The organism is Myroides albus (assembly GCF_024722315.1).
Lineage (GTDB): Bacteria > Bacteroidota > Bacteroidia > Flavobacteriales > Flavobacteriaceae > Flavobacterium > Flavobacterium album_A.
In genome coordinates this window covers 1,994,481-2,018,321 of record NZ_CP102754.1, presented here as the reverse complement: position 1 = coordinate 2,018,321, position 23,841 = coordinate 1,994,481, and the positions used below count along the sequence as shown (strand labels likewise).

Sequence of the window (23,841 nt, the reverse complement as noted above, 5' to 3'; positions counted from 1 at the left end):
GACATGATTATCTAATTAAAAATAAGATAATTCGAACACAGCTAAAAAAAGTAAATAAAAACGCACTTTTGATAAAAAATGCCATAAAGAAAATAGAAAATAACTAAAGGTTAAAAGCTAACTCCTTGTTATTTTGGAATATTCAGATAATCTCGATTCACTCGAGCAGAAGCTATATAAGAAGCCACATATCCCAACACTGCGATTGATACAAAGACAATCAAAACATTCATCAAATCAAATTCGACAGGATACGCCAAACCTTCTCTGATAAGAATAAGAGAAAACTGCTCTTGCAACAAGACCAGTAAAGCGCCAAATAATATCCCAACTATACTACCAATTATAGTAATAATCAAACCTTGATACAAGAAAATACTCTTGAGATTTCTCTGTTCTACTCCAAGGTTAAACAACGTGCGAATATTCGGCTGTTTTTCTAAAATAATCATAATCAAGGCTCCTATCAAAGTAAACAAAGCCATAATAACAACTAAGACAAAAATAAGATAAACTACAAAGTTCTCTGTATTCAACATACGATAAAGACCGTCGTTTAATTGGATCTTATTTTTAACTACAACACTGTCTCCAAAAACTTGATTCACCAAAGCTAAACCTTGTTTCTCAGAAACACCTGCTGCTAATTTCAATTCTATATTGGTTATTTCCCCATGGGGAATACTCAAAACTTTTCGGACTTCATCAATCTCGGCAAAAATATATTTATCGTCGAGCTCCTCATTAGCTACATAGTAAACTCCAACAGGGTAAAAACCCTTTTTGACAAACCCCTCCTCAGGGCTTTCAATAACACCTTCTCCCGGTTTAATAGCTACCGCTTCGAAAGGATGTTCATTGTCGAACAATCCCAAAGTAAGCATACGAGCAATTCCTAATCCAACAACACATTCATTGGTGTCGTATTCAAACCAATTGCCATACTCTACTTTTTCGTCATAATCACTCACATAACTATAATCAGAGTCAACTCCCTTCACATAAGCAACAACCTGTTTTTCTTTAAAGGTAAACAGCAATCGATCTTCAATCACTCTACTTACCCCTTGAAACAATCCTGACTCCCAAAGCGTTTGAATTTGAGCATCTTCAGCCAAGAAACTCTTTCCTTTGGTTGAAAACACTTTTAGGTCCGGATCTAAGTCATTGACAAATGAAAGCGAAAAAGTACGCAACCCACTAAACACAGACAATACGACAAACATAGCGATAGCGCTCACTATTATACCTGCAGAAGCAATAGCAGTTATAACATTGATCGCTTTATTCTTACTTTTACTAAAAGCGTATCGCTTGGCTATGTAGTAGGAGAAATTCAATTACTTTTTCTTTCTTTTTACTAATAATTCTGGATTGCCGATTGGATTCTCATCGCCTTTTAGCGCTTTGTCGATTTGATCGATATACTCTAAACTATCGTCTATGTAAAAGTTCAAATCTGGCACTTTGCGCAATTGATGTCTTACTCGTTGAGCTAATTCATGCTTAATCAAAGGAGAGTTCGATTGAATTGCCTTTAACAACTCAGGTCCCTTCTCGGCAGGAAATATACTCAAATATACTTTAGCTATAGATAAATCACTTGTAATATTCACTTTAGAAACTGAGATTATCAAATTTGTAATCCCGTTCTTGCGCACTTCTCCTTGCAAAATATCTACGATATCATTTTGCAAAAGTGCTCCCATTTTTTTCTGTCTATTCGTTTCCATAGTGCAAAAATACAATTTTTTAAATAGCAATCTTTGTTATATTTGTATATCAACCAAATTAAAAGAATGAAAAAAATTGAACACATTGGAATTGCAGTCAAAGATCTGCAAGACTCCAATATACTTTTCTCGAAATTACTGAATACCATGCCTTACAAACAAGAGACTGTAGAAAGTGAAGGAGTGACTACTTCTTTTTTTCAAACAGGCCCAAATAAAATAGAGCTACTTGAAGCTACAAACCCAGACAGCCCTATAGCGAAATTCATTGAGAAAAAAGGAGAGGGAATACATCACATCGCTTTCGAAGTAGATAATATTGAAGAAGAAATTATTCGTCTAAAAGCCGAGGGGTTCACGGTTTTAAACGAAACTCCCAAAAAAGGTGCTGACAATAAGCTAGTTGCTTTTCTTCATCCTAAATCAAGCAATGGCGTCCTAATTGAACTCTGCCAAGAAATTAGATAATTTTAATCTTTTCACTTGCATAAACCAATAAAACGCAGTAATATTGCACCCGTTAAACATGTTTTGACACTGGTCTAATAGCTCAGTTGGTTAGAGCACCTGACTCATAATCAGGTGGTCCCTGGTTCGAGCCCAGGTTAGACCACAATTACAATCTTAGGTCACACGACCGGTCCTATAACTCAGCTGGTTAGAGTAGCTGACTCATAATCAGCAAGTCCCTGGTTCGAGCCCAGGTGGGACCACAAAAAAAAGCATCTATTCTCCAATAGGTGCTTTTTTTATATCAACTAATTGTTTTACTTAACCATAAAACAATGCGAAGTAGCAGTTAAGTATCCCTAATCTAATAATCACGTAAATTTTCTCCTTCGTAACTTTCTTCTTTATCTATAAGCTCACCCTTTCCATTATAGTACAATTTGATGTTATACATATTATTCAGCGTACGCGGATAGTACTTATCCCCATTGCTCTCTTGCCTAATAACAGTTTCTGAAGTATAGAATAACTTTCTATCTGTGTCAACCTTATAAATAAAAGTTCGCTTATCTTTATTGAAAACAACTGTCTTTACACAGCCAACAGAAATAGAGACATCTTGGGACTGACCTTCTCTGCGAATTATCTCATAGAGTACTCCATCTCTATTGGGATCAAGGACAAGCCAGGTAGCAGTCCCTTGTATCAACATCAAACACTCCTTGTGCTCATCAAATAGAAAATTTAACTTCTTCCCAGAGAGAACCATAAAAATAGAGCGAAACCTCCAAGCATTCATCCGCATCCCAATTTTATAAAACAATATGGCTTTCCAACACTAATAACAATAGTGCTTTCGTTGGACTTTCTTGCGCTTTTCTTGGGGTATCCTTCGAGTTTTACCCCCAAAAAGGCCTGTTTCAGCAAGGAAACCCCTAGAAAACCCGAAGAAACCCCAAAGGAACTCCAAAGAAACCACCGCTAACATCGCATAGATATTTCTCTAAATAAAAAATCTTTAAACTAAATCATATACCGATTTACGATAGAAACAGGTTTTCTATCCGGACGTAAACACCCTTAATCACGTCAGCTCCAAAGCAAAAATGAAGTTTGCCCTCCTACTATTATAGACAAGTACTATTGAAATATTGTGCAAAGTATACCGCTGGGATGAAACTAAGGCAAAAATAACTATGCCCCATAGAGCTAAGATCTTCCACTCCAGATCTATTCTAAACCTTTGACATAGATCCAAAACAATTGTACTGGCTTTCAAATCTCATAATCGAGAACTAAATCAGCATGAGGAAATTAAAACAGGAAAAGCTACGCTAAAGAGAAATCGACTTTACTCATACTTGTCTCGACCGTTAATCATACGGGACACGATACCGCGCTCATATGTGAACTCCGCAATAAGAATACCCAAAAAGTGTAAGACTAAAAAGCCGACAAAATAGTAAATAGAAGCTTTGTGAAGGCTCTTAATTAACGTAACGTACTTGGTAATACCAAACTCCAACATCAATCCCGTTACCAAAGAACCAAATATACAGAGATAGAAAACGATATAAACAAAGCGTTGAAAGCGAACCTTTGGAGTGATATTATTGCTAAATGGATTCTGAAATTGAATAATAGTAAAAACACCTGCCAATATACGTACAACAAAAAGCCCTAAAAGAGTATATCCAAAATAGATATGCCATATCCACATCGGCTCGCGTATCTCTCTGGCCAGATTAACCACTTCTCCTTTGCTCATCTCAATGTGGTTACTCGCAGCATAACTTGTTATGATCTCACTCATGTTTGCTTTATTCAACCAAGTCATACGCAATACAATAGTCAACAATAGCAAGAGCATTGTGATAGCAATCAACCAGTGAATTAATCTGTAAAAACTACTGTATACTTTCTTTCCCATTACAACGGCGATTTAATAAATTAATTTTCTATATAAAGTTAAAAAATATAGTATTAATTTAGCAATTAACAAAATTACAAATATATAATGTATAATCACTATGTTTTTTAACTATTGTGCGGCACAATAAAATAGCTTCTTAATCGTTATTGTTGATACAGGAGTAAAACACCTTACTAGGGAGGACAGCCATTTGCATTTGCCCCCTTAGAAAAAGAATCAAAAGCAAATTGACTTACCATTATTTATTATAAATTTGTAGTATTAAAATAAAAAGGTAAAAGAAATTTTTTAAAAAAATTGGAATGAAAAAAATCTTAGTATTATTTCTAATAGTTTCTACAATAACAACAACTTCTTTTGCTCAAAGCAAATCGAAAAAGCAAGAAGAGGAGTCTGCTAAAAAAGTGGAATATGTAGATATCAAATTAATTCTTGAAAATCAAGAAACATTAAAGCTGACACCTCAACAGGCTACTGCTTTCAAAATCAAAAACGAATATATTAAAAGAGATCTACAAAAATTGAACTCCAAAAAATCGATGTCTGATATTGAAAGAAATATGCATGAAAGAGAATTAAAAGCTTCATATCTAACTTTTATAAACAGAAACCTGAATCAAGAGCAAATTGACCAATGGGCTATTTTGAAAAAAGATTTAACTGTTGTTGAGGAAGAAAAAGACTTGAAAACTGTTCTAAAAAAATTAGATCAAGACTACAAACTTGAAACAAAAGAAATCTACAGAGTGTACAAACACGATCGCAAATTATATTACGCTCAAAGAAATATAGCTAAAAAAGCGTATGAAACTAAAAAGCGTAACTTAATAGAATACTACGAAAACAAAGAAAAAGGTATTGATGAGGATCAAGAAGAAATCTTAACATTAGAGGAGATTGCTAACTTGTATAAAGAATACGATGATTACTACGGAAAACAAGAAGGTCGTAGTGCATTGGATTATTTAGACATCAAAGAGGAATATCAAGAAGAAGAAGAATATGACGAATACGGAAACTTGATTAAACCGGAGCAAAGTACAACTACAGAAGAAGAATATGATGAATACGGTAATCTTATCAATTAAGATACCAGTTTAAGATATCAATCGCAAGGAAAAAAGGAGGCTAATTAGCCTCCTTTTTTTGGTTATATTCAATACTGTTAAAGTACTATTTAGCTAAAAATGTCCGTTTAATACAAAAAAGCAAGTATATTAATCATGTACATTATTGTTTTTTTACCGAACTTTGCCAAAAAAGAATAACTATGTCTTATATTAATAAAGTTTTAAGCGGTAAATGTCCAAACTGCGGTAAAGAGAAATTATTTCACGACAAGGGAAATCCAATTACATTTCGCATGCCTAAAATGACTAAAGAATGCGGTTCTTGTGGATATAACTTCCACAGAGAAACAGGTTTTTACTTTGGAGCGATGTATGTAAGTTATGCATTAACTGTTGCAGAAATGGTTACAGTAATGGTTCTTCGTTTACTTTTAAATGAGTTATTTGGCACTAACATATCTATGCTTCAAGCATTTATAGCAATCGTCGTTGTAGTCTTTGTTTTATGGACTTTCAACTACCGAGTGGCAAGGATTATGTGGCTAAATATGTTTTATAAAAAAGATGAAGAATAGTGTAGGTTTATTCGAAAACATTTATTTATATTTGCACCACGAAACACAGAAACGGGTGTAGTTCAAGGGTAGAATAGCGGTCTCCAAAACCGTTGATGGGGGTTCGAATCCCTCCACCCGTGCATCAAATAAAAAACTCCTTAATTTGCATTAAGGAGTTTTTTTTATTCATATCGTTTCTGAAATTCTTTTGGAGTACAATCCGCTCTCTTTTTAAATACTTTTGAGAAATAAGAATAATCCTCATAACCTAAATCAAGTGCAATTTCATTAAAGCTCTTTCCTGTATACATCAGCATACGCTTGGCTTCCAAAATAACGCGATCTAAGATAATATCGGTTGTAGTTTGATTAACCAGAGTCTTGCAAATGCGATTAAGGTGCTTTTGAGTCATATTTAGCTTATTTGCATACACCGCTGCTGACTTTTCTATCATAAAAAACTTCTCTAACAACCCCTCGAAAGCCTGAAAGTGATTGTAATAAGACGAACTATACTGCACCTTAAAAGATTGATCAGTCAATAATATTCTATTGGTCTCGATGTAAAAAAGAGAAACAATATTCAATAAGACCTGGTTTTTCTTCCACAGATCACCTTCTACTTCTTGAACCATCTTCTTAAACAGATGCTCTATCTCCTCCCTCTCCTGCCCAGAAATATAAAACCCATTAGGAGAAAATACAGAGCGGAACACAGGATACTCGCGTATCGACTCCCGAACGTAATACAAGTCAAAAAACTCTTGGGTGTGAAAGAATATATACCCATCGATATCCTCTGACAACACCCAGCTATGTGTCTGCCCAGGCGCTACCATGAACACACTTCCTGGTACCACATCATAAGTATTAAAGTCAATTTCGTGCTTACCTGAACCTTTAGTAAAAATCATACACACGTAAAAATTGTGTTTGTGGGGCTTCTCTACATGGGCGTGATTTGTCTTTAAGTGATTGGGAATTGTATTGGCATAAAAGTCGTTCCTAACTTGATCATGAGTCAAATCCCCCATCTGTAACACAGTGATATTAGTCATTTGAAGTGGTATTAAATTAAAAAGTGGTCACTACTGTATCATATTCAAATTCACTGCGACTTAAACTTTGTCACAGCTACGATCAAATACAATACGAGCTAAAGTGAATCCCCCTACAGTTATACTTCGACTGTAACGCAATTCAGCACACAAATTAACCTATAATCTTAACTTATGGAATAACTTTAATCATATTTTAGCATATACCTCCCAAAAACCAGCAGGTTAATTCAGATCTTACAAACCCCATTCTACAACAGAGTTATCGTTAGTTCTAAAAAGAAGAAAAAGCAATTATGCCCTAAACATCCTTCGCGATTAAAGCTGAACAACTAATTTCTTGTAATCACACCTCTTGTGAAACGTACTCAGTCATTGAGAATCGCTCAACACAAACAAGGATCAAATCTACAAATACTCCAATCGAACAACATACACAAGCAGGGTACTCACAATCCCAAATAAACACATAGCAGAGTACAAATCATGCCAAACTTAAAGAAATCAATTTCACAACACCTTTCTGTTTTTATCAAACTTTACTATCTTTAACCCTAAATCAAATCTCGATGAAAAAGACATATAAATTAGCTGCTCTATTAACAATTGTAATCACATTTGTTTCTTGTACAAATAGTCAACAACAAAATGCTAACAACTTAGCGACATTAGACAAAAAATCATCTCGTGAAGTATCGCTAAAATCAACTGTTGTAGGCGATAGTATCTATCACATTACTTCGCAGAAGGTATGGGCTAATGGTCAGTTAATCATTGAGAAAACAGATACAATCAAAACAGTAAAAGAAGTACCTGGTTGGAATGGAGAAGCTCCAACTACATTAGAGAAAGCACCAATATACGTAACAGTTGAATAAATGATGAAAAGAAAAAGTAGTAAAGCAGTCAGCTTAGTTTTAATCACAGCAGCTTTAGCTTCTTGTTCTAAAGTAGAAGAACAAAAAGGAGATGTTCAACGTGTTTATATGCGTGCTGATAGTTCAGCTCCTTATACTGAGGTAACTGAACAATATGAAAATCAACGTAGCCATGGAGGTGGAATGGGGAGCGCCTTACTTTGGTATATGGCATTTCGTCCAATGATGGGAGGCGGTGGCCTTGGTTATACAAGTCCAGGCTTACACCAACAATCCAATGTTGGAACAAATACTGCAAAAGCAAATGCTGTAAAAAAGACACAAACGACAAGAGGAGGCTTTGGAAATACATCTAAAGTTAAATCCAGTGGTGCAACATCTTAATGAACTTAAATGAAAATTAAATATTTAACGACTGACCGTGATTGGCAAAAGAGATTAGAGGATAATGGCTTTGGCTTTCACACAGACGATAACAACATTCCTTATTGGATTGAAGAATATTATTACAGTATATCTGAAGATTTTGCCAATCAAATATTTGAGGCTACCGCAGACTTGTGGACCATGTGCCTTGAAGCAGTAGAATATGTAATCAGCCATAAGTTATACGATCATTTTCAAATTCCACTTTTCATGCAAGAGCACATTGAGAAAAGTTGGGAAAATGATGTTCCGAGCTTATATGGCCGTTTTGACTTTGCCTACGACAAGGAGACAAATCGATTAAAAGTATTGGAGTTTAATGCAGATACACCTACTTCCCTTTTCGAAACAGGTGTTATCCAATGGCAGTGGATGCAACACTACTTTGGAAATAGAGTAGATCAATTTAATTCTGTACACGACCAATTAATACAAACGTGGAAAGACCTTAAACCATACTTAAAAGGAAACACCCTCCACTTTAGTTGTATAAAAGAACACTTAGAAGATCTTACAAATGTAGAGTATCTAAGAGATTGTGCCATACAAGCAGGTATTAATACCAAGCTGATATTCGTAGAAGACATCGGATGGGATGGAGAAACTTTTACAGACTTAGAGGATGAAGTAATTACTGATATTTTCAAACTTTATCCTTGGGAGTGGTTAATCTATGAGCAATTTGCCTTACATATTCCAAATGATATGGCTGAAGCAAACTGGATTGAGCCTTCGTGGAAAATGCTGTTGTCGAATAAGGCTATAATGCCTATTCTATGGAAGCTATATCCGAATCACCCCCTTTTATTGGAGGCTTACTTTGACGAGCCAAATGGTATGTTAGATTATGTAAAAAAACCGCTATTGTCAAGAGAAGGTGCAAATGTTACCCTCTATCAAAATGGAAAGATTACAGAGGCTACACCAGGTGAATATGGTGAGGAAGGATACATCTGCCAAGCATTAGCAAAACTACATCGAGAAAATACAGGATACTCTATCATCGGAAGCTGGATCATCGGACAAGAACCATGTGGCATCACCTTTAGAGAGAGTAATCGACTAATTACAACAGACAAAAGTAGGTTTATCCCTCATATCATAGAATAATTTATTAAAGCTGATAACAACGATATCAGCTTTTTTTATCAACCCAAATGTTTCTTGACGAAACACATACTTACTAATCCATAAACCATGACATCAGAATTTATTTACGACAAGACTTATGAGAATGTAGTCTTTAATCCTCACGATATTTCCTTCAAAGAGTTTGAAAACTGTCAATTTATCAATTGCGATTTTACGCAATGTTCTTTCCTTGCTACTATATTTATGGATTGCAACTTTAGACATTGCAATTTTAAAGATGCGCAAATAGGTCATATTGGCTTCAGAACTTGTCATTTTTTCAATACCAATTTTACAAGGGTAAACTTTTCCATGATGGATCAAACGATCTTTGACTTTACCTTTACAGATTGCAATTTAGAGTTCACGCAATTCTATGGTCTTAAACTAAAGAATCAGATGTTTACCAACTGTAGTATGATTAGTGTTGATTTTTCAGATGCTGATTTGACTATGGCTATGTTTGACAATTGCAATTTATATCGCGCTGTCTTCCACAAAGCAAACGCTGAACGCGCAGATTTCTACACAAGTTACAATTACGATATTGACCCACAGTTTACCAAAATCAAAAAAGCAATTTTCTCTAAAGATGGTTTGGCAGGTTTATTGATAAAATACCAATTAGTACTAAAATAATAGAATATCTCTATTATTTCTATTACTTTAGTTATCAGTAAATACCAATAAGTTCATGAGAGTAATAAAAAAATCATATAAGTATCTCCTAATTGTCGCCATTTTATTCGTTTTATACGCAGTAGGACAGAACTATGTGAACCATTTTATTCACACTGAACTTCCAAAGATAATCACCGAAAAGAACAATACTCCCTATAACCTAAAGTACGGCAAAGTAGAATACTCACTTGCACTTCGAAAACTTACGATTAAAGACATTGAGCTAACACCTCATCAAATTTTAAAAGACAAGCAAGCAACGCGTATTGAAGGAAATATATCCTCTATTTTCATACAGGGAGTAGAAATCTGGACGCTGCTGAAACAGCACAATTTAATAGCTAATCGCATCGAACTTGATCGGCCTTATATCACCGTATGGAAAAGCGAAAGTGACAGTATACAAGAGAATCAATCTACTAAACTAACTGCAGGTATAGATATTTCTAAAATCAAAGTAAACCATGCTGATGTAGTTATCAAAAGTCTTAAAGGTGGACATATCATCAATCAAATCTACAATTTTTCGAGTAAAGTAGAAGGTGTACATTTTGGACAAGAAACGAAAGACAAACCTATCCCCTTTACCTATACCTCTTATAGCATGAGTAGTGACTCTGTATACAATCGACTAAATGACAGACACAGTTTAACTATCGGTAAAGTAAATATCACTACAACGGACATTCAAGCAGATAGTATCCGCATTAAGCCCTTGCAAAAGAGTCACGAACATATTGACGCGATTAACGAAAACATCCTCTTGTTAAAAATACCAACGCTACACTTATCCAAAGTCGATTGGGGATATAAGAACATGGATGAGTTCTATGTCACTATAGACGAAATCAACACTAAATCAGCAAAGTTTGGGCTACTTAATAAAAAGCAAAAAACGGACAAAAAAGAGCAAACAGAATTAGAAACAGCCCTACCCAAGCTCGTCCCTTTTGATCTAAGTATAAACAAAATTGCAATAGAGGACTTTGCATTTAACTCTTTGGATGCTTGGAAATCTGAACACACGAATATAAAAATTAAGAGCATTGTCAACAAAGTAAACGATACATTGCATATCGGTTCAATAGCAGTCGATAATGCTGAAGTAACACATATACCACAACGTAAATTAATCACTCCAAAAGCAAAGGGAAAAAAGATCTTAGATATAGTCAAAATAGATTCTCTGACCGTTAGCAATACAAACTTTGTAATAAAAGAAAACAACAACAAACAAAATAAACTATCTGTAGATAGTGTTAGTGCGGTTATTAAAGACATCTATATCACTCCGCTAACAGCTGTTAACAAATTGCCATTTGCCTATGGAGAAACGCAGTTCAAAACACGTAAAGTAAATTTTGACTCTGGTAAGTATTACCAAATAGAAATGGATAATATAGCCATTTCCAATCATACGATGTCCTTTAATAACTTTGTGATGAACCCTAAAATGTCTCGCAAGCAAATGGTCAAAACATTCAAGTACGCCGATGATATTTTCAGGTTAAAAGCGAAAGAAATTTCTTTGACAGACTACGAATGGGGATTTGACGAGAAAGGAGTTGTTTTTTTTAATACAAAACTCTTGCAGTTAGACCAACTAAATGCAAACATCTATAGAGATAAAATACCTCCTCATAACATGAGTAATAAGTCGATGTTTAGCAAAAAGCTACGCGACATCAACTTTGGGTTAAGAATAGATGAAGTACGCATAAGAAAATCGCATTTGGTATATGAAGAAAGCGATGCTAAAGCAGTAGCACCGGGTAAAATTACACTTGGTAATTTCACTGCAAATATTAAGAACTTAGCCAGTGGATACAACAAGAAAAAACTACCACTAACAACTATATCCGTAGATGCCAACTTTATGAATGCAGCACCTCTACATGTAGATTGGTCATTTAATATTCTGAATAGAGCTGATAAATTTAATATTAAGGGAACTGTAAAAAATTTCCCTGCTACTGCGATGCAGCCCTTCCTACAACCTTATGTCAAAGCCTCCACAGATGGAAAACTTGAACTTGTGCAGTTTAATTTCTCAGGAGATGCCAAAGTCGCTACAGGTACATTCGGTATGAAATACCAAAACTTAAGAGTAACTATTTACCGTAAAGATGGCAAAGCAAAGAAAAAAGTACTCTCTGCATTAGGTAACCTAATCATTCGCGATAACTCTAAAGGAGAGCTAAAAACGGTAAATATCAAAAAGGTTCAAAAAGTTGAAGAAAAGTCTTTCTTTAACTACCTTTGGTTATGTATTCTACAAGGTTTAAAGCAAACCATATTATAACCACTAAAAAAGACTATTATGAAAACAGCCTTCATTACTGGTGCTACTTCTGGCATAGGAAAAGCAACAGCTATTGCATTAGCTAACAATTACAGACTAATATTGTGCGGAAGAAGATCAGATAAATTAGAGGAATTGAAAAGAGAACTTTCTTCTCAAACAGAAGTTCAAACACTGACTTTCGACGTTAGCGATAAGCGACAAGTAAATGAGGCAATCCAATCTTTGCCAAAAGAATGGCAAAAGATCGATGTTTTAATCAATAATGCAGGGAATGCACATGGCCTATCGACTTTCCAAGATGCTGAACTCGATGACCTGGAAGCGATGATTGACATTAATGTCAAAGGTCTTATTTACGTAACGAAAGCAATTCTCCCTTTAATGCTATTGGGACAAAGTGGACACATCATCAACCTATCCTCTATTGCTGGTAAAGAAACCTATCAAAATGGGACTGTGTATTGTGCTTCTAAATCAGCTGTAGAATCTATTTCGAAAGGTCTGCGTTTAGACTTAGTCAATACCGGCATTAAAGTTACGAATGTTGCCCCTGGAGCTGTTGAAACAGAGTTTTCTCTCATTCGATTTAAAGGAGATAAAGATAGAGCCTCAAAAGTTTACGAAGGATATACTCCCCTTTTGGCAGAAGACATTGCCCATGCAATCGCCTACGCAGTTAATGCGCCAGAGCACGTTCAAATAGCAGATATGACTATATTTCCAAAAGCACAAGCTGGACCAACTGTATTTAATAAAAAGTAAAAAAAATACTGGGAAATCACATAACTTTACAGCAATAAAACTCACTGTAATTCAATTTTTATAGAATGAAAAAAATAATAGCCATAGGACTTTTTATAGGGCTATATTGCAATGTTAGTTGGGCTGAAACAATTCATGCACAATTAGATATTAAATCGGAAATAACAGTAAAAGTAGATACTGTTTTTATTGATTTAAAGAATGATCCTGATTTTAAATTCAAAAATAACTTACGTTGGTTTCAAGATTCCGACTTAGCTCTTTTTGGCATAAAGAAAAAGACTGGAGAACTATTTATGGAGCCGATGTTCTCACAAATTGAATCATTTGTAGATAATCTATCTATTGTCACCTTTGATGACCTTCAAGGTGCTATAAATAATAAAGGAGAAATAATTATTCCCTTTCAATATGAAGAATTACAAACAAGCAGTGAAGGGATGATTGCTTTCTATGAAAATGGCTTATGGGGCTTTTTCAACACATTAGGTGAAGTGGTTATAGAGCCATCTTTTGAATACGTCGGAAGTTTTTCTGATGGTCTGGTCTTGGCATCCAAAGACAATTTGTTTGGATACATCAACAAAAAAGGCAAAATCGCCATTCCATTTCAATACGATTACGCAAGTAATTTTGAAGATGGACAAGCACAGGTAGAAGTGAGATTTCAATCGTTTATTATCAATAAAAAAGGAGTAAAAATAGCGGATTGATGGGTATAAAAAAACGGGAACTTACTATTCCCGTTTTTTTATAGCCCTGGTCTATTAAAGCCCATTAAACTTGACTCCTACTGAAAACCATCTACCTGGCATAGGGACAGCTCCTGCTTCAATATAAGTGGTATCAAATATATTTTGTGCATCTAAGTAAAAGCTGTAATTCTTTACATTGTAATTTAGTCGAATATCATTAATCCAATAGCTCTTATAACTAATGCGTTCACTGTAGCGATTTACCAATGTCGCACTAAAGTTTTTATAACTGTAATTAACTGAAGCTACAAATTGGTTGCGCAAACTCTCAATAGCGTACTTAGATAACTTTTCACTATCCTTGTTCTCAACTTTTGGATCTAAATAGGTGTAGGACATCCCTATATTCCATTTAGAAACTCCTTTACCGATAAGATAGTTTGCTCTAGTATTAAATCCTTTTGTCTTATTCTTCATTGCATTATATGGCTGATAAGGATTTGAAACATCTACTCTCACCCAGTCAATAAAGTCGTTGATATCTCGGTAGAAAGCAAATGCTTCAACACTCAACCTATTCTTTTGAAACTTACCTCCTAACTCAATCTGATAAGCTTTTTCTGGTTCTAAATCAGGATTTCCAATATTACCCGGTCTTTGATCTAAATACAAATCCGTAAAGCTCGGTATTCTACTTGCTGTACCTGCATTAAACAAAGCTTTCCAATTCTCGTTGATAGTATAACTTGCATCTACACCTGGAAAGAATTCCCAACCATACTTCGTATTGTAATTGACATAAGCTCCTACATTGATGTCTAAACGATCAAAAAACTCTCGTTGTAATTCCGCATACATTCCATAATTTGTCTTACTGTGATCGCCAATATTCGTAGAGTTTATCTCTTCATATCTCATCTCTCCTCCAAATGAAATCTTAGCGAAATCAGCAAGATATTCCCCTCGTAGATTAGATGTTATTGCATGCGAGTAATGTCTACTTCTCGCTACATCTAAATTATGTCTAAAATACTGATAATCATCAAAATTATAGCGATAAGCCACACTTGGCATAAGTGTAAAACGATCACTCAAATAATGTCTTGAACTAATATTAAACATTGTCGTTGATACAATTTCTTTTGACTCTTTATCACCTGGGGCAGCATAAAAACCATTAGCTCCAAAAGAGCTTCTCGCATATCCTCCTAACACCATTATACTGTTATTCTCGTTAGGTACAAAGTTACCTTGATAAAAGGCTTTGTTATTGTGATAAGCAGTATTGTAGCGATAGCCATTTCCCGAATCATGACTACCAAACAACATATGGTTGCTCTTCTCTTTCAGCAAAGTACCGCCTACTTGAACTCCTCTCCCATTAAAAACCTCACCGTGATCATCCTCTTTGTCCTTCTTAAAGTTTGTACCGCCATATACATGAGCAAATAAACCATCTTTCTTTGGGTTCTTAGTTACGATATTAACTACTCCTGTCAAGCTATTGATACCATACAAGCGAGCAGATGGTCCACGCACAATCTCGATGCGTTCAATCGCCTCTAAAGGTATAGGTATATTTAAGCTATTGTGTCCTGTTTGTGGATCAGAAATTTTTTGTCCATTTAACAACAATACATTTTGTTCGAAACTACCTCCGTCTATGCTCAAATCCGCTTGAGTACCAAATGGACCACGTTGACGAATATCAACCCCAGCACTATAACTTAATAGCTCATTGACAGAAGAAACAGGAAGTTGTTTAATTTCCTCTTGACCTATAATGGTAATATTCCTATTCTTTAAGGTACTTGGCAGCTGAAGGCGCTGATTATAAATAACTATTTCCTCAATCTTTGTAGAATCGTCTATTCTATCTTCTCTTTCTTGTACTTGTGCATTTGCAGCCAAATAACTAAATACAATCACCGAAGTAATTAGAAATCTTTTCATTTTGTATTTATTTCAATCGTTAGTTTATCCTGTTGATCTTCACAATGAATCACAGTGCAAACTTACAGGGAGAACAGCTAAAGCGAATAGTCCGGTTTTTAATTTTAGCATAGTCCACTTTGTATCCCTAAAATTCTAATAATGTAAACAAACGGATAACCCTCATGGCGAAAATTGCTAAACTGCACAATTTCAGACTATAATAAAATAAATCATTTAAAATTAAAAATTATTACTAATTTTAGTATTATTTTCTTAAAATGAAAAACTTATACTATCTAATACCCTTGCTGATTTTCTATACTGCGTGCAAGAAACCAGTGGCTCAGCAAATGCAAATTGTCTACAACGACAGCATTAAAGTTCAACCTTTAGACTATAAGGCTGCTATTGTTATGGACAGTATTATCCTATCTAAACAGAGCGAAAATGTGCAGTCGTTTTATGCACTAAATGACAATAAATCAGCTTGGTTTGACAAAGACAACAGAGCTCAGTTAATTCAGATTATAAATGATAATTACAAAGAAGGTATCATTCAGAATAAGAACTTGCAAATTGATAGCTTGAAATACTATCATGCGAATTACGCTGACTTAGATGATCAAGCAAAAACAAGAGCGGATATTCTTTTCAGTAAGAGCTTTGTTTTGAATGCAAATAATTTCTTCAATGGCGTACTGAACCCAAAGCGCCTATCTAAAGATTGGGATTTAGATCGAAAAGAGTTAAATGCTGAGGCCACTATGCTACTCGCTCTTGACAATAGAGCTATTGTTACAACCTTTGATAGTCTGCGCCCTGTACATAAAGAATATACTTATCTGAAACAAAAGTTGGAAGATTTGTATCATTTACAAAAAGATACTTTGCACCCTATCACCCAAAACGTGAATGTCAATGATACAGTACAGGGAATAGAAACAATCAAGAAACACTTGTCATTTCTGTCTTTATATGCAGACTCTTTGAAAATAGACAACGTATACGATCAAGGTTTAGAAACTACTGTAAAGCAGCTTCAAACAGCTAAGAAATTGCCAGTTTCGAACAAGCTTGATGTAAATCTTATTAAGGCCATTGACAATGAAGAAAATAGAATAAAAGAAAAGCTAATCGTAAACCTTGAAAGATGGCGTTGGTTTCCAAGAACTTTTGGTGATCATTATATCTTGGTAAATATAGCTGGGTTTAATTTGGTTACTGTTTCTAATAAGGACACAATAAAAGAACATAAAGTAATTGTGGGAACTACAGCGCGTAAAACACCAATTCTTACCTCCACATTGACTAATATCTCAATGAACCCAACTTGGACAGTGCCACCAACTATTTTAAAAAATGATATGGCACCCAAAGCAGCCACAGACTCAACTTATTTTGGCAAAAGAAACTTTACAATCTACGATAAATCAACAGGAAAAGCAGTAGATCCAAAAGAGTGGAATGCGGACAAATACGGTTCATATCGATATGTGCAAAAAGGAGGTCCAGGAAATACATTGGGCCGCATCAAGTTTATGTTCAATAACAATCATGCCGTATATTTACACGATACGCCAAATCACGCTTATTTTAACCGAGAAAATAGAAATATGAGTTCAGGTTGCGTTCGAGTACAAGACCCATTTGATTTGGCCGAATTTATATTTCAAGTACAAGAGAATGATATATCAAAAGAAAAAGTAGACGAAATCATAAAATCGCACAAAACGACTAACTTTAAAGTATCGGAAATACCAGTTCATGTACATCAATTGTATTGGACAATACAAGTGGATAAGAAAGGAAATATTAAAGAGTACAGAGATGTATACAACTTTGACTCTGATTTATATAAAAAATTACAATAGCCCAATAAAAAAGCAGTTCACGATGAACTGCTTTTTATATATAAACGTTTTACACTAAAAAACTAAACTATTCTTGACTTTACTTGATAGTCTTTATTAGGATGGTAAATAAAAAGACATGATTTACCTTTAATTAACTCTATCAAAGTATCATTCACTTCTACTGGAACTGCAGGGCAACCATAACTTCTACCCAATTTTCCTTGCGCTCTTACAAGGTCTTCAGAAGCATAGTCTGCTCCGTGAACAACAATTGCTCTTGCTCTTGCATTGTCATTAATCCCTCTTTCTACTCCATCCAATCGCAATGAAAACCCATTGCGACCTGTATATGTTTCACCTGTTTTGTAGAACCCTAAACTACTCATATGTGAATTTATTCGGTTAGAAAAAGCAGTAGCATATTCATCACCCGTCTTTTTGCCATGTGCAACGTACGACTGTAGAACAACCTCATTCGAATCCATATCAATAACCCATAAGCGCTGTTGTGAGGAAGATAAACTAAAATCGACGATTGTCAACTTAGTGTTTAATATTTCACCATTCTCAACCATCTTATAATAGCCGCGCAAAGCCGTACTAAAAACCTTTAAAGAAGGAGCTTCATATGAATTTAAAGTAAGGGAGTTATACGTTGAAGTTGCCAAACTTTCAAAACTATCCTCACTTTTGATCTCTTCTAATTCTCTTGTATTCGCAACATCAACTTCATTCACTAAGTTAATTGTCTCTACATTTGTCCAATTTCTCTCATAATTTGTACGACCAGCTCCAACAATAGAAAACGTCAATACAAATAAAGCAATAAACTTTGTTCTCATTAATTCATTATTCTTTTTTAGGGTTAAAATTTTTATAGAAACGTAAATTTATAAAATATCTTTTAAACTTTCCTACAATTTTATAAATGTGTTACTAAATAACTACTACTAAAACGCAACACTTCCAACTATATTTCAACAACTTAGAAAATATCGGGCCATTTTTGGTTAATAAAAATAGAATTAAGCAATATCAGTTACAGATTCGAAAAAAATAAAAGTCTAACAGAATTAAGGAGGAAACAATCTACTAATTTGATAACTATACGTAACTTTGTATAACACAATGAAGTTATAATTAAATTTTAAGGCTATGAATAAAAAAGTAATCTTAATGATTTTGGATGGATGGGGACAAACACAAGATCCAAAAGTATCTGCTATAGAATTTGCTAAAACACCTTTTATAGATTCATTATACACAAAATATCCTAATACATTCGTTCTTACTGATGGACTAAATGTGGGACTACCAAAAGGGCAAATGGGGAACTCTGAAGTAGGACACATGAACTTAGGAGCTGGGCGAATTGTTTACCAAGACCTTGTAAAAATCAACATGGCAGTAGAAAACAATGAAATTGCCAAAGAACCAGAATTAGTTAAAGCATTTGAATATGCTAAGAAAAATAATAAGAAAGTTCACTTTTTAGGACTGCTTTCTGATGGTGGAGTACACTCGCATGAACAACATCTTTACGGTCTAGTAAATGCCGCTTCAGATGCTGGAGTAAAAGATGTATTTGTACACGCTTTTACAGATGGACGTGACGTAGATCCAAAATCAGGTGTAAAACACGTAACAAACTTAGAGAAGAACCTTGAGGGAACCTCTGGTAAACTTGCTTCAATCATAGGCCGTTATTATGCAATGGATAGAGATAAACGATGGGAAAGAGTTGCCTTAGCTTATCACCTTATCGTAAACGGTCAGGGAGAACATTCAACAAATGCTATTGAAAGCATAAAAGCAAGTTATGCAAATGACATTACAGATGAGTTTATAAAACCAATTGTAATGGTAGATCAAAACGATAAACCGATTGGCAATGTGGAAGCAGACGACGTAGTTATCTTCTTTAACTTCCGTACAGATAGAGGTCGTGAGTTATCTCAAGTATTATCTCAAGTAGATCATCCTGAGCACGACATGAAAAAACTGCCATTGTACTTTGTTACTTTAACTAATTATGATGATACCTTTAAAAATGTAAAAGTGGTTTACGACAAAGAAAACCTTCACAATACATTAGGAGAAATCCTTGAAAAACACGGTAAAAAGCAGATTCGTATCGCTGAAACAGAGAAATACCCACACGTAACATTCTTCTTCTCTGGTGGTAGAGAGTTGCCTTTTGAGGGAGAGCAACGTATCCTATGTCCTTCTCCTAAAGTTGCAACATATGACCTCAAACCAGAAATGAGTGCTTTTGATTTAAAAGATGCACTTGTACCAGAACTTAAAAAAGGAGAGGTTGACTTTGTTTGTTTGAACTTTGCCAATGGAGATATGGTTGGACATACTGGCGTAATGTCTGCTGCTATTAAAGCTTGTGAGGCTGTTGATAAATGTGTTGAAGAGGTTGTTACAACAGCAGTTGACAATGATTACACTGTGATTATATTAGCAGACCACGGAAATTGTGAGGTTATGATTAACCCAGATGGAACTCCTAATACAGCACACACAACTAATCCTGTTCCTATTATCATAGTTGATAAAGACATTAAAGAAGTAAAAGACGGTGTTCTTGGTGACTTAGCCCCTACTATTTTAAAATTAATGGGCGTACCTCAACCAAAAGAAATGACAAGACATTCTTTGGTATAAAAGATTACAACATACGAAAAAGACCATGCAATAACTTGCATGGTCTTTTTACTTATATACATCAAAAAATTGACTAATTTACTTACCCTGTAACATTCTCTTTTTCATTTTACTAAAGAACTCAGGTGTGATTCCCAAATAAGAAGCAATTTGCTTTTGAGGAAGACAGAATTTAATAGTAGGAAAACGCTCACAGAAACGCTCGTATCGAACTTCAGCAGATAAAGACATATTATCCATTAAGCGCTGTTGATTAGCTACTAAAGAACGCTCTATCAATATGCGAAAATAACGTTCCATTTTGGGAACACGATCAAAAAGCGATAATTGGTGATCTCTTGTCAAGGTCATTACGATAGCATCTTCTACGACTTCAATATAGGACTGGCCAGGCTCTTGAGATAAGAAGCTATACATATCTGCCATCCACCAACCTGTTGTTGCAAAACTCATCGTATGCTCAACTGTTTGATCATCCATACAGTAATTTCGCAAAATACCCGAAATCACAAATGATGAATTAATGCAAACTTCTCCAGCATTTAGCAGTTTTGTTTTGGCGGGATATCTTGTTATGGTAAAAGATTCTAAAACTATTTGCTCTTCCTCCTTTGTTAGTTTAACATGATTGGCAATGCTCTTTAATAATAAATCCACAACTTATAAATTTTACTTCTCTAAAAATAAAAAATAAATACTATATACATATAAGAAAAGCCCCACTTTAGTGAGGCTTTAACATAAAGATTATATCTCTTTGTTATTTTAGAGCTTCTTTAATTCGTCTAAAAGCTTCTTTCAATTGATCTTCACTTGTTGCATAAGACATACGTATACAGTTTGGATTACCAAAAGCTTCACCTGTTACAGTGGCAACGTTTGCCTTTTCTAATAAGTACATAGAAAGGTCGTCGGCATTATTTATCTTAACGCCATGCAATGTTTTCCCAAAAAACGAAGAAACATCTGGGAACACATAAAAAGCTCCCTCAGGTACGTTAATTTTAACTCCTGGTATTTCGTTTAATAGTCCAACTACTAAATCTCTTCTTTTCTTAAAAGCACTTACCATATCCTTCAGAACACTTGGATCAGCCTCCACAGCAGTTATAGTAGCACGTTGAGCAATACTATTAGCTCCAGAAGTAACTTGACCTTGCATTTTAGTACATGCTTTAGCAATAAATTCAGGTGCTCCAATATATCCTATGCGGTATCCAGTCATTGCAAATGCCTTTGCAATACCATTCACTGTAATTGTACGCTCAATTAAGTTACCAATAGTACCAATACTACAGTGTGATCCAGTAAAGTTAATGTGCTCGTAAATCTCATCAGATAAGATAAAAATATTCGGATACTTATCTAAAACTTTAGCAAGTGCTTCAAACTCCTCTTTACTATACACAGAACCACTTGGATTACAAGGAGAACAAAACCAGATCATCTTTGTCTTAGGTGTAATAGCTTGTTCTAATTGATCAGGTGTGATCTTAAAATCGCTCTCGATTGATGTTGGAACTTCCACTGGAATACCTCCAGCCATTTTCACTATCTCTGCATAACTTACCCAATACGGTGCAGGAATAACAACTTCCTCTCCTGGGTTGATCATCACATGAGCTACATTATATAATGATTGCTTAGCTCCAGTTGACACAACAATTTGATTCGGAGCATACGTTAAGTTATTATCTCTTTTAAACTTTTTGCTGATAGCTTCTCTTAACTCAAGATATCCATCTACTGGGGGATATTTACTGTAGTTGTCTTTAATTGCTTGTATTGCTGCTTCTTTAATAAATTCAGGAGCATTAAAGTCAGGTTCACCAAGGCTTAAACTAATCACGTCTATCCCTTGTGCTTTTAACTCACGAGCTTTAGCTGCCATAGCCAAAGTCTGAGATGTTGTTAGATTATTAATTCTATCAGATAAAAATTTACTATTCATATCTCTACTATTGTTTTTCGATATTCAATATACCAAAGGTAATTATAATAACTCATAAATAGTTTAACTCAGCTAATTTTACCAATAAAAAGCCTATTTTTGCCAAAAATATAGTCATGGAAGAAATTTTAAAATATTTCCCTAATCTTACTCCCGAGCAAATCGAACAGTTTGAAAAGTTAGAAGAAGTCTATACGGACTGGAATGCTAAAATCAATGTCATCTCAAGAAAAGATATACACGAATTGTATACCAAACATATCTTACATTCTTTAGGAATTGCCAAAGTAATGGAGTTTAAACCAGGGGCTTCTATTTTAGATGTAGGTACTGGTGGAGGATTTCCTGGAATACCTTTAGCTATCTTATATCCGGAAACTAATTTTTACTTAATCGACATCATTGCTAAGAAAATACGCGTTGTCAATGAAGTGGTAAAAGCACTTGGTCTTCAAAATGTAAGAGCTGAACAGAAAAGAGCTGAAAATATTGACGAAAAGTTTGACTTCATTGTCAGTAGAGCTGTTACAAATATGCCTGATTTTGTAAGTTGGATAAGACACAAAACCAAAAAAGAAAACATACACGAATTTGATAATGGTATCCTATACCTAAAAGGAGGGGACTTAACAGAGGAACTCCAAAACTTCCCTAAAGCAGTGCAATTTGACTTAAAGAATATTTTTGACAACGAATTCTTTGATACAAAAAAAGTAGTTTATCTTCCTCTTAAATATAAAGGATAATAAAAAACCGATCATCTGATCGGTTTTTTTAATGTCTAAAATAGAGAATAGAACAATAAGTAATACTTGTTCTCTTTGAGGCAGCAAGTACCTCGCATAAAATGCCATACCTTACCTCAATCAAAAAATTAAGCCTTTGGAGCTTTTACAAATAGCAAACAGGTATTAGTAGGTCTGTGCAACAAATGGTTTGCAACACTTCCCAAGAAGATCTCCTTAATACCAGTAGATCCCTTTACTCCTAAGATCATCAAATCTGCTTTCTTTCTTCTTGCGTACTGAATAAGTGAGGCTGATATATTTTTGTCCTCTGCAGGCACAATCTCAATATCAGAATAGTTTGCATACTTCTTATTCCATTTATCTTGTTTCTCCTTTATATCTTCTCTCGTTGCCTTCTCCCATTCTTTTTCAGTCATCGTAGGATAGAATCCCCAATAAAACTTAGAAACGTGTACTGCTGAATGCACAATCTTTTGTCCTTTAGAATTATTTTTGAAGCGATCTGCCCACCCCATAATCAATGATGTATAACGCGAAAAGTCAATAGCATCAATAATTGTAGTTACAGGCGTTTGATATGTCTCTGGCACAAGAAGCGTTGCTGCAGGAATAATGCGCACCAACTTATCTGCTAATCCACCATTCCCTTCTAACTCTTGCTTATTACCCAACACCAACAAATCAAAGGGATGCTTCTTGGTGATATTCATAAAAGCTACTTCCGAATAACTTTCACAGTGAACTTGTACTTCATATTGATAAGTCGCACTTGTACTTCCTATCATGCGTTTCACTTTCTCTGCAATACGAGTTTTAAGTAACTCAATTCTTTCTGGTTGCACAAGTTCTTTTGGCAACTCACCTAATTTTAAATTGTGTATAAACGTAATTTTCTCAATATTCAAAATATGATCTAAAACACCCATATAGTCAATCAAGTGCTGATCCATTTCTGACAAGTCGATTCCGACCAAAATATGTAAAGCTTTATCTGTCGTCAT

The 23,841-nt window shown here is 34.8% G+C and carries 23 protein-coding genes and 3 tRNA genes; 16 read left to right on the top strand and 10 right to left on the bottom strand.

Annotated features, from left to right (window positions below; genetic code table 11):
- Positions 1 to 128: 128 nt before the first annotated feature.
- Positions 129 to 1,340, bottom strand: coding sequence for an ABC transporter permease (locus NWE55_RS09315; protein ID WP_155090966.1), 1,212 nt, complete (start codon positions 1,338 to 1,340; stop codon positions 129 to 131).
- Positions 1,341 to 1,733 carry a 30S ribosome-binding factor RbfA gene (gene rbfA / locus NWE55_RS09310; RefSeq protein ID WP_155090967.1) on the bottom strand — a complete coding sequence of 131 codons (393 nt, stop codon included), beginning with the start codon at positions 1,731 to 1,733 and terminating at the stop codon, positions 1,341 to 1,343.
- A gap of 66 nt (positions 1,734 to 1,799) precedes the next feature.
- Between rbfA and mce the strand changes: the two genes are divergently transcribed.
- The 3 genes from mce to NWE55_RS09295 all read left to right on the top strand — a co-directional run bounded on the left by mce (position 1,800) and on the right by NWE55_RS09295 (position 2,446).
- Positions 1,800 to 2,201, top strand: a complete 402-nt coding sequence (gene mce, locus NWE55_RS09305; RefSeq protein WP_155090968.1) for a methylmalonyl-CoA epimerase — start codon at positions 1,800 to 1,802, stop codon at positions 2,199 to 2,201.
- A gap of 71 nt (positions 2,202 to 2,272) precedes the next feature.
- Positions 2,273 to 2,346: transfer RNA gene (locus NWE55_RS09300), tRNA-Ile, on the top strand.
- 26 nt (positions 2,347 to 2,372) lie between these two features.
- A tRNA-Ile gene (locus NWE55_RS09295) sits at positions 2,373 to 2,446 on the top strand.
- A gap of 101 nt (positions 2,447 to 2,547) precedes the next feature.
- Here the strand turns inward: NWE55_RS09295 and NWE55_RS09290 are convergent.
- The gene (locus NWE55_RS09290; protein ID WP_230381478.1) at positions 2,548 to 2,982 is read right to left on the bottom strand and encodes a hypothetical protein; all 435 of its coding nucleotides are present in this window, start codon (positions 2,980 to 2,982) and stop codon (positions 2,548 to 2,550) included.
- Positions 2,983 to 3,534: 552 nt separating this feature from the next.
- Positions 3,535 to 4,113: a cytochrome b/b6 domain-containing protein gene (locus tag NWE55_RS09285; protein WP_155090969.1), complete on the bottom strand. Its 579-nt coding sequence runs from the start codon at positions 4,111 to 4,113 to the stop codon at positions 3,535 to 3,537.
- 305 nt (positions 4,114 to 4,418) lie between these two features.
- On the opposite strand from NWE55_RS09285, the gene NWE55_RS09280 reads away from it, so the two are divergent.
- The 3 genes from NWE55_RS09280 to NWE55_RS09270 all read left to right on the top strand — a co-directional run bounded on the left by NWE55_RS09280 (position 4,419) and on the right by NWE55_RS09270 (position 5,883).
- Positions 4,419 to 5,204: a hypothetical protein gene (locus NWE55_RS09280; protein ID WP_155090970.1), complete on the top strand. Its 786-nt coding sequence runs from the start codon at positions 4,419 to 4,421 to the stop codon at positions 5,202 to 5,204.
- 182 nt (positions 5,205 to 5,386) lie between these two features.
- Positions 5,387 to 5,761: a DUF983 domain-containing protein gene (locus tag NWE55_RS09275; protein ID WP_155090971.1), complete on the top strand. Its 375-nt coding sequence runs from the start codon at positions 5,387 to 5,389 to the stop codon at positions 5,759 to 5,761.
- Between the two features lie 51 nt (positions 5,762 to 5,812).
- Positions 5,813 to 5,883: transfer RNA gene (locus NWE55_RS09270), tRNA-Trp, on the top strand.
- A 42-nt stretch (positions 5,884 to 5,925) separates the two neighbouring features.
- Here NWE55_RS09270 and NWE55_RS09265 read toward each other — a convergent pair.
- Complete coding sequence (locus NWE55_RS09265) at positions 5,926 to 6,801, bottom strand: AraC family transcriptional regulator (RefSeq protein WP_258204033.1); 876 nt, start codon at positions 6,799 to 6,801, stop codon at positions 5,926 to 5,928.
- Between the two features lie 569 nt (positions 6,802 to 7,370).
- Between NWE55_RS09265 and NWE55_RS09260 the strand changes: the two genes are divergently transcribed.
- The 7 genes from NWE55_RS09260 to NWE55_RS09230 all read left to right on the top strand — a co-directional run bounded on the left by NWE55_RS09260 (position 7,371) and on the right by NWE55_RS09230 (position 13,697).
- Positions 7,371 to 7,679 carry a hypothetical protein gene (locus tag NWE55_RS09260; protein WP_155090973.1) on the top strand — a complete coding sequence of 103 codons (309 nt, stop codon included), beginning with the start codon at positions 7,371 to 7,373 and terminating at the stop codon, positions 7,677 to 7,679.
- 3 nt (positions 7,680 to 7,682) lie between these two features.
- Positions 7,683 to 8,063 (top strand): hypothetical protein, encoded by a 381-nt coding sequence (locus tag NWE55_RS09255; protein ID WP_155091027.1) that lies wholly within the window; start codon positions 7,683 to 7,685, stop codon positions 8,061 to 8,063.
- Between the two features lie 9 nt (positions 8,064 to 8,072).
- On the top strand, positions 8,073 to 9,215 hold the full coding sequence (locus NWE55_RS09250) for a glutathionylspermidine synthase family protein (RefSeq protein ID WP_155090974.1): 1,143 nt from the start codon (positions 8,073 to 8,075) through the stop codon (positions 9,213 to 9,215).
- A gap of 87 nt (positions 9,216 to 9,302) precedes the next feature.
- On the top strand, positions 9,303 to 9,875 hold the full coding sequence (locus NWE55_RS09245; protein WP_155090975.1) for a pentapeptide repeat-containing protein: 573 nt from the start codon (positions 9,303 to 9,305) through the stop codon (positions 9,873 to 9,875).
- Between the two features lie 55 nt (positions 9,876 to 9,930).
- The gene (locus NWE55_RS09240; protein ID WP_155090976.1) at positions 9,931 to 12,219 is read left to right on the top strand and encodes a DUF748 domain-containing protein; all 2,289 of its coding nucleotides are present in this window, start codon (positions 9,931 to 9,933) and stop codon (positions 12,217 to 12,219) included.
- 18 nt (positions 12,220 to 12,237) lie between these two features.
- Entirely contained in the window at positions 12,238 to 12,984 is a 747-nt protein-coding gene (locus NWE55_RS09235; RefSeq protein ID WP_155090977.1) for an SDR family NAD(P)-dependent oxidoreductase, read from the top strand.
- Positions 12,985 to 13,049: 65 nt separating this feature from the next.
- Positions 13,050 to 13,697: a WG repeat-containing protein gene (locus NWE55_RS09230; protein ID WP_155090978.1), complete on the top strand. Its 648-nt coding sequence runs from the start codon at positions 13,050 to 13,052 to the stop codon at positions 13,695 to 13,697.
- Between the two features lie 54 nt (positions 13,698 to 13,751).
- Here NWE55_RS09230 and NWE55_RS09225 read toward each other — a convergent pair whose 3' ends face one another.
- On the bottom strand, positions 13,752 to 15,632 hold the full coding sequence (locus NWE55_RS09225; protein WP_155090979.1) for a TonB-dependent receptor plug domain-containing protein: 1,881 nt from the start codon (positions 15,630 to 15,632) through the stop codon (positions 13,752 to 13,754).
- 260 nt (positions 15,633 to 15,892) lie between these two features.
- On the opposite strand from NWE55_RS09225, the gene NWE55_RS09220 reads away from it, so the two are divergent.
- Positions 15,893 to 17,485 carry a L,D-transpeptidase family protein gene (locus NWE55_RS09220; protein WP_155090980.1) on the top strand — a complete coding sequence of 531 codons (1,593 nt, stop codon included), beginning with the start codon at positions 15,893 to 15,895 and terminating at the stop codon, positions 17,483 to 17,485.
- A gap of 62 nt (positions 17,486 to 17,547) precedes the next feature.
- Here NWE55_RS09220 and NWE55_RS09215 read toward each other — a convergent pair whose 3' ends face one another.
- The gene (locus NWE55_RS09215) at positions 17,548 to 18,309 is read right to left on the bottom strand and encodes a murein L,D-transpeptidase catalytic domain family protein (RefSeq protein ID WP_155090981.1); all 762 of its coding nucleotides are present in this window, start codon (positions 18,307 to 18,309) and stop codon (positions 17,548 to 17,550) included.
- Positions 18,310 to 18,622: 313 nt separating this feature from the next.
- On the opposite strand from NWE55_RS09215, the gene gpmI reads away from it, so the two are divergent.
- Positions 18,623 to 20,140, top strand: coding sequence for a 2,3-bisphosphoglycerate-independent phosphoglycerate mutase (gene gpmI, locus NWE55_RS09210; protein ID WP_155090982.1), 1,518 nt, complete (start codon positions 18,623 to 18,625; stop codon positions 20,138 to 20,140).
- Positions 20,141 to 20,218: 78 nt separating this feature from the next.
- Here gpmI and NWE55_RS09205 read toward each other — a convergent pair whose 3' ends face one another.
- Both NWE55_RS09205 and NWE55_RS09200 read right to left on the bottom strand, forming a co-directional pair.
- Positions 20,219 to 20,797 (bottom strand): Crp/Fnr family transcriptional regulator, encoded by a 579-nt coding sequence (locus NWE55_RS09205; RefSeq protein WP_160339284.1) that lies wholly within the window; start codon positions 20,795 to 20,797, stop codon positions 20,219 to 20,221.
- Between the two features lie 103 nt (positions 20,798 to 20,900).
- On the bottom strand, positions 20,901 to 22,091 hold the full coding sequence (locus NWE55_RS09200; RefSeq protein WP_155090983.1) for a pyridoxal phosphate-dependent aminotransferase: 1,191 nt from the start codon (positions 22,089 to 22,091) through the stop codon (positions 20,901 to 20,903).
- 116 nt (positions 22,092 to 22,207) lie between these two features.
- On the opposite strand from NWE55_RS09200, the gene rsmG reads away from it, so the two are divergent.
- Positions 22,208 to 22,837 carry a 16S rRNA (guanine(527)-N(7))-methyltransferase RsmG gene (gene rsmG / locus NWE55_RS09195; RefSeq protein ID WP_160339283.1) on the top strand — a complete coding sequence of 210 codons (630 nt, stop codon included), beginning with the start codon at positions 22,208 to 22,210 and terminating at the stop codon, positions 22,835 to 22,837.
- A 128-nt stretch (positions 22,838 to 22,965) separates the two neighbouring features.
- Here the strand turns inward: rsmG and NWE55_RS09190 are convergent, their stop codons facing one another.
- Positions 22,966 to 23,841, bottom strand: coding sequence for a universal stress protein (locus tag NWE55_RS09190; RefSeq protein WP_160339282.1), 876 nt, complete (start codon positions 23,839 to 23,841; stop codon positions 22,966 to 22,968).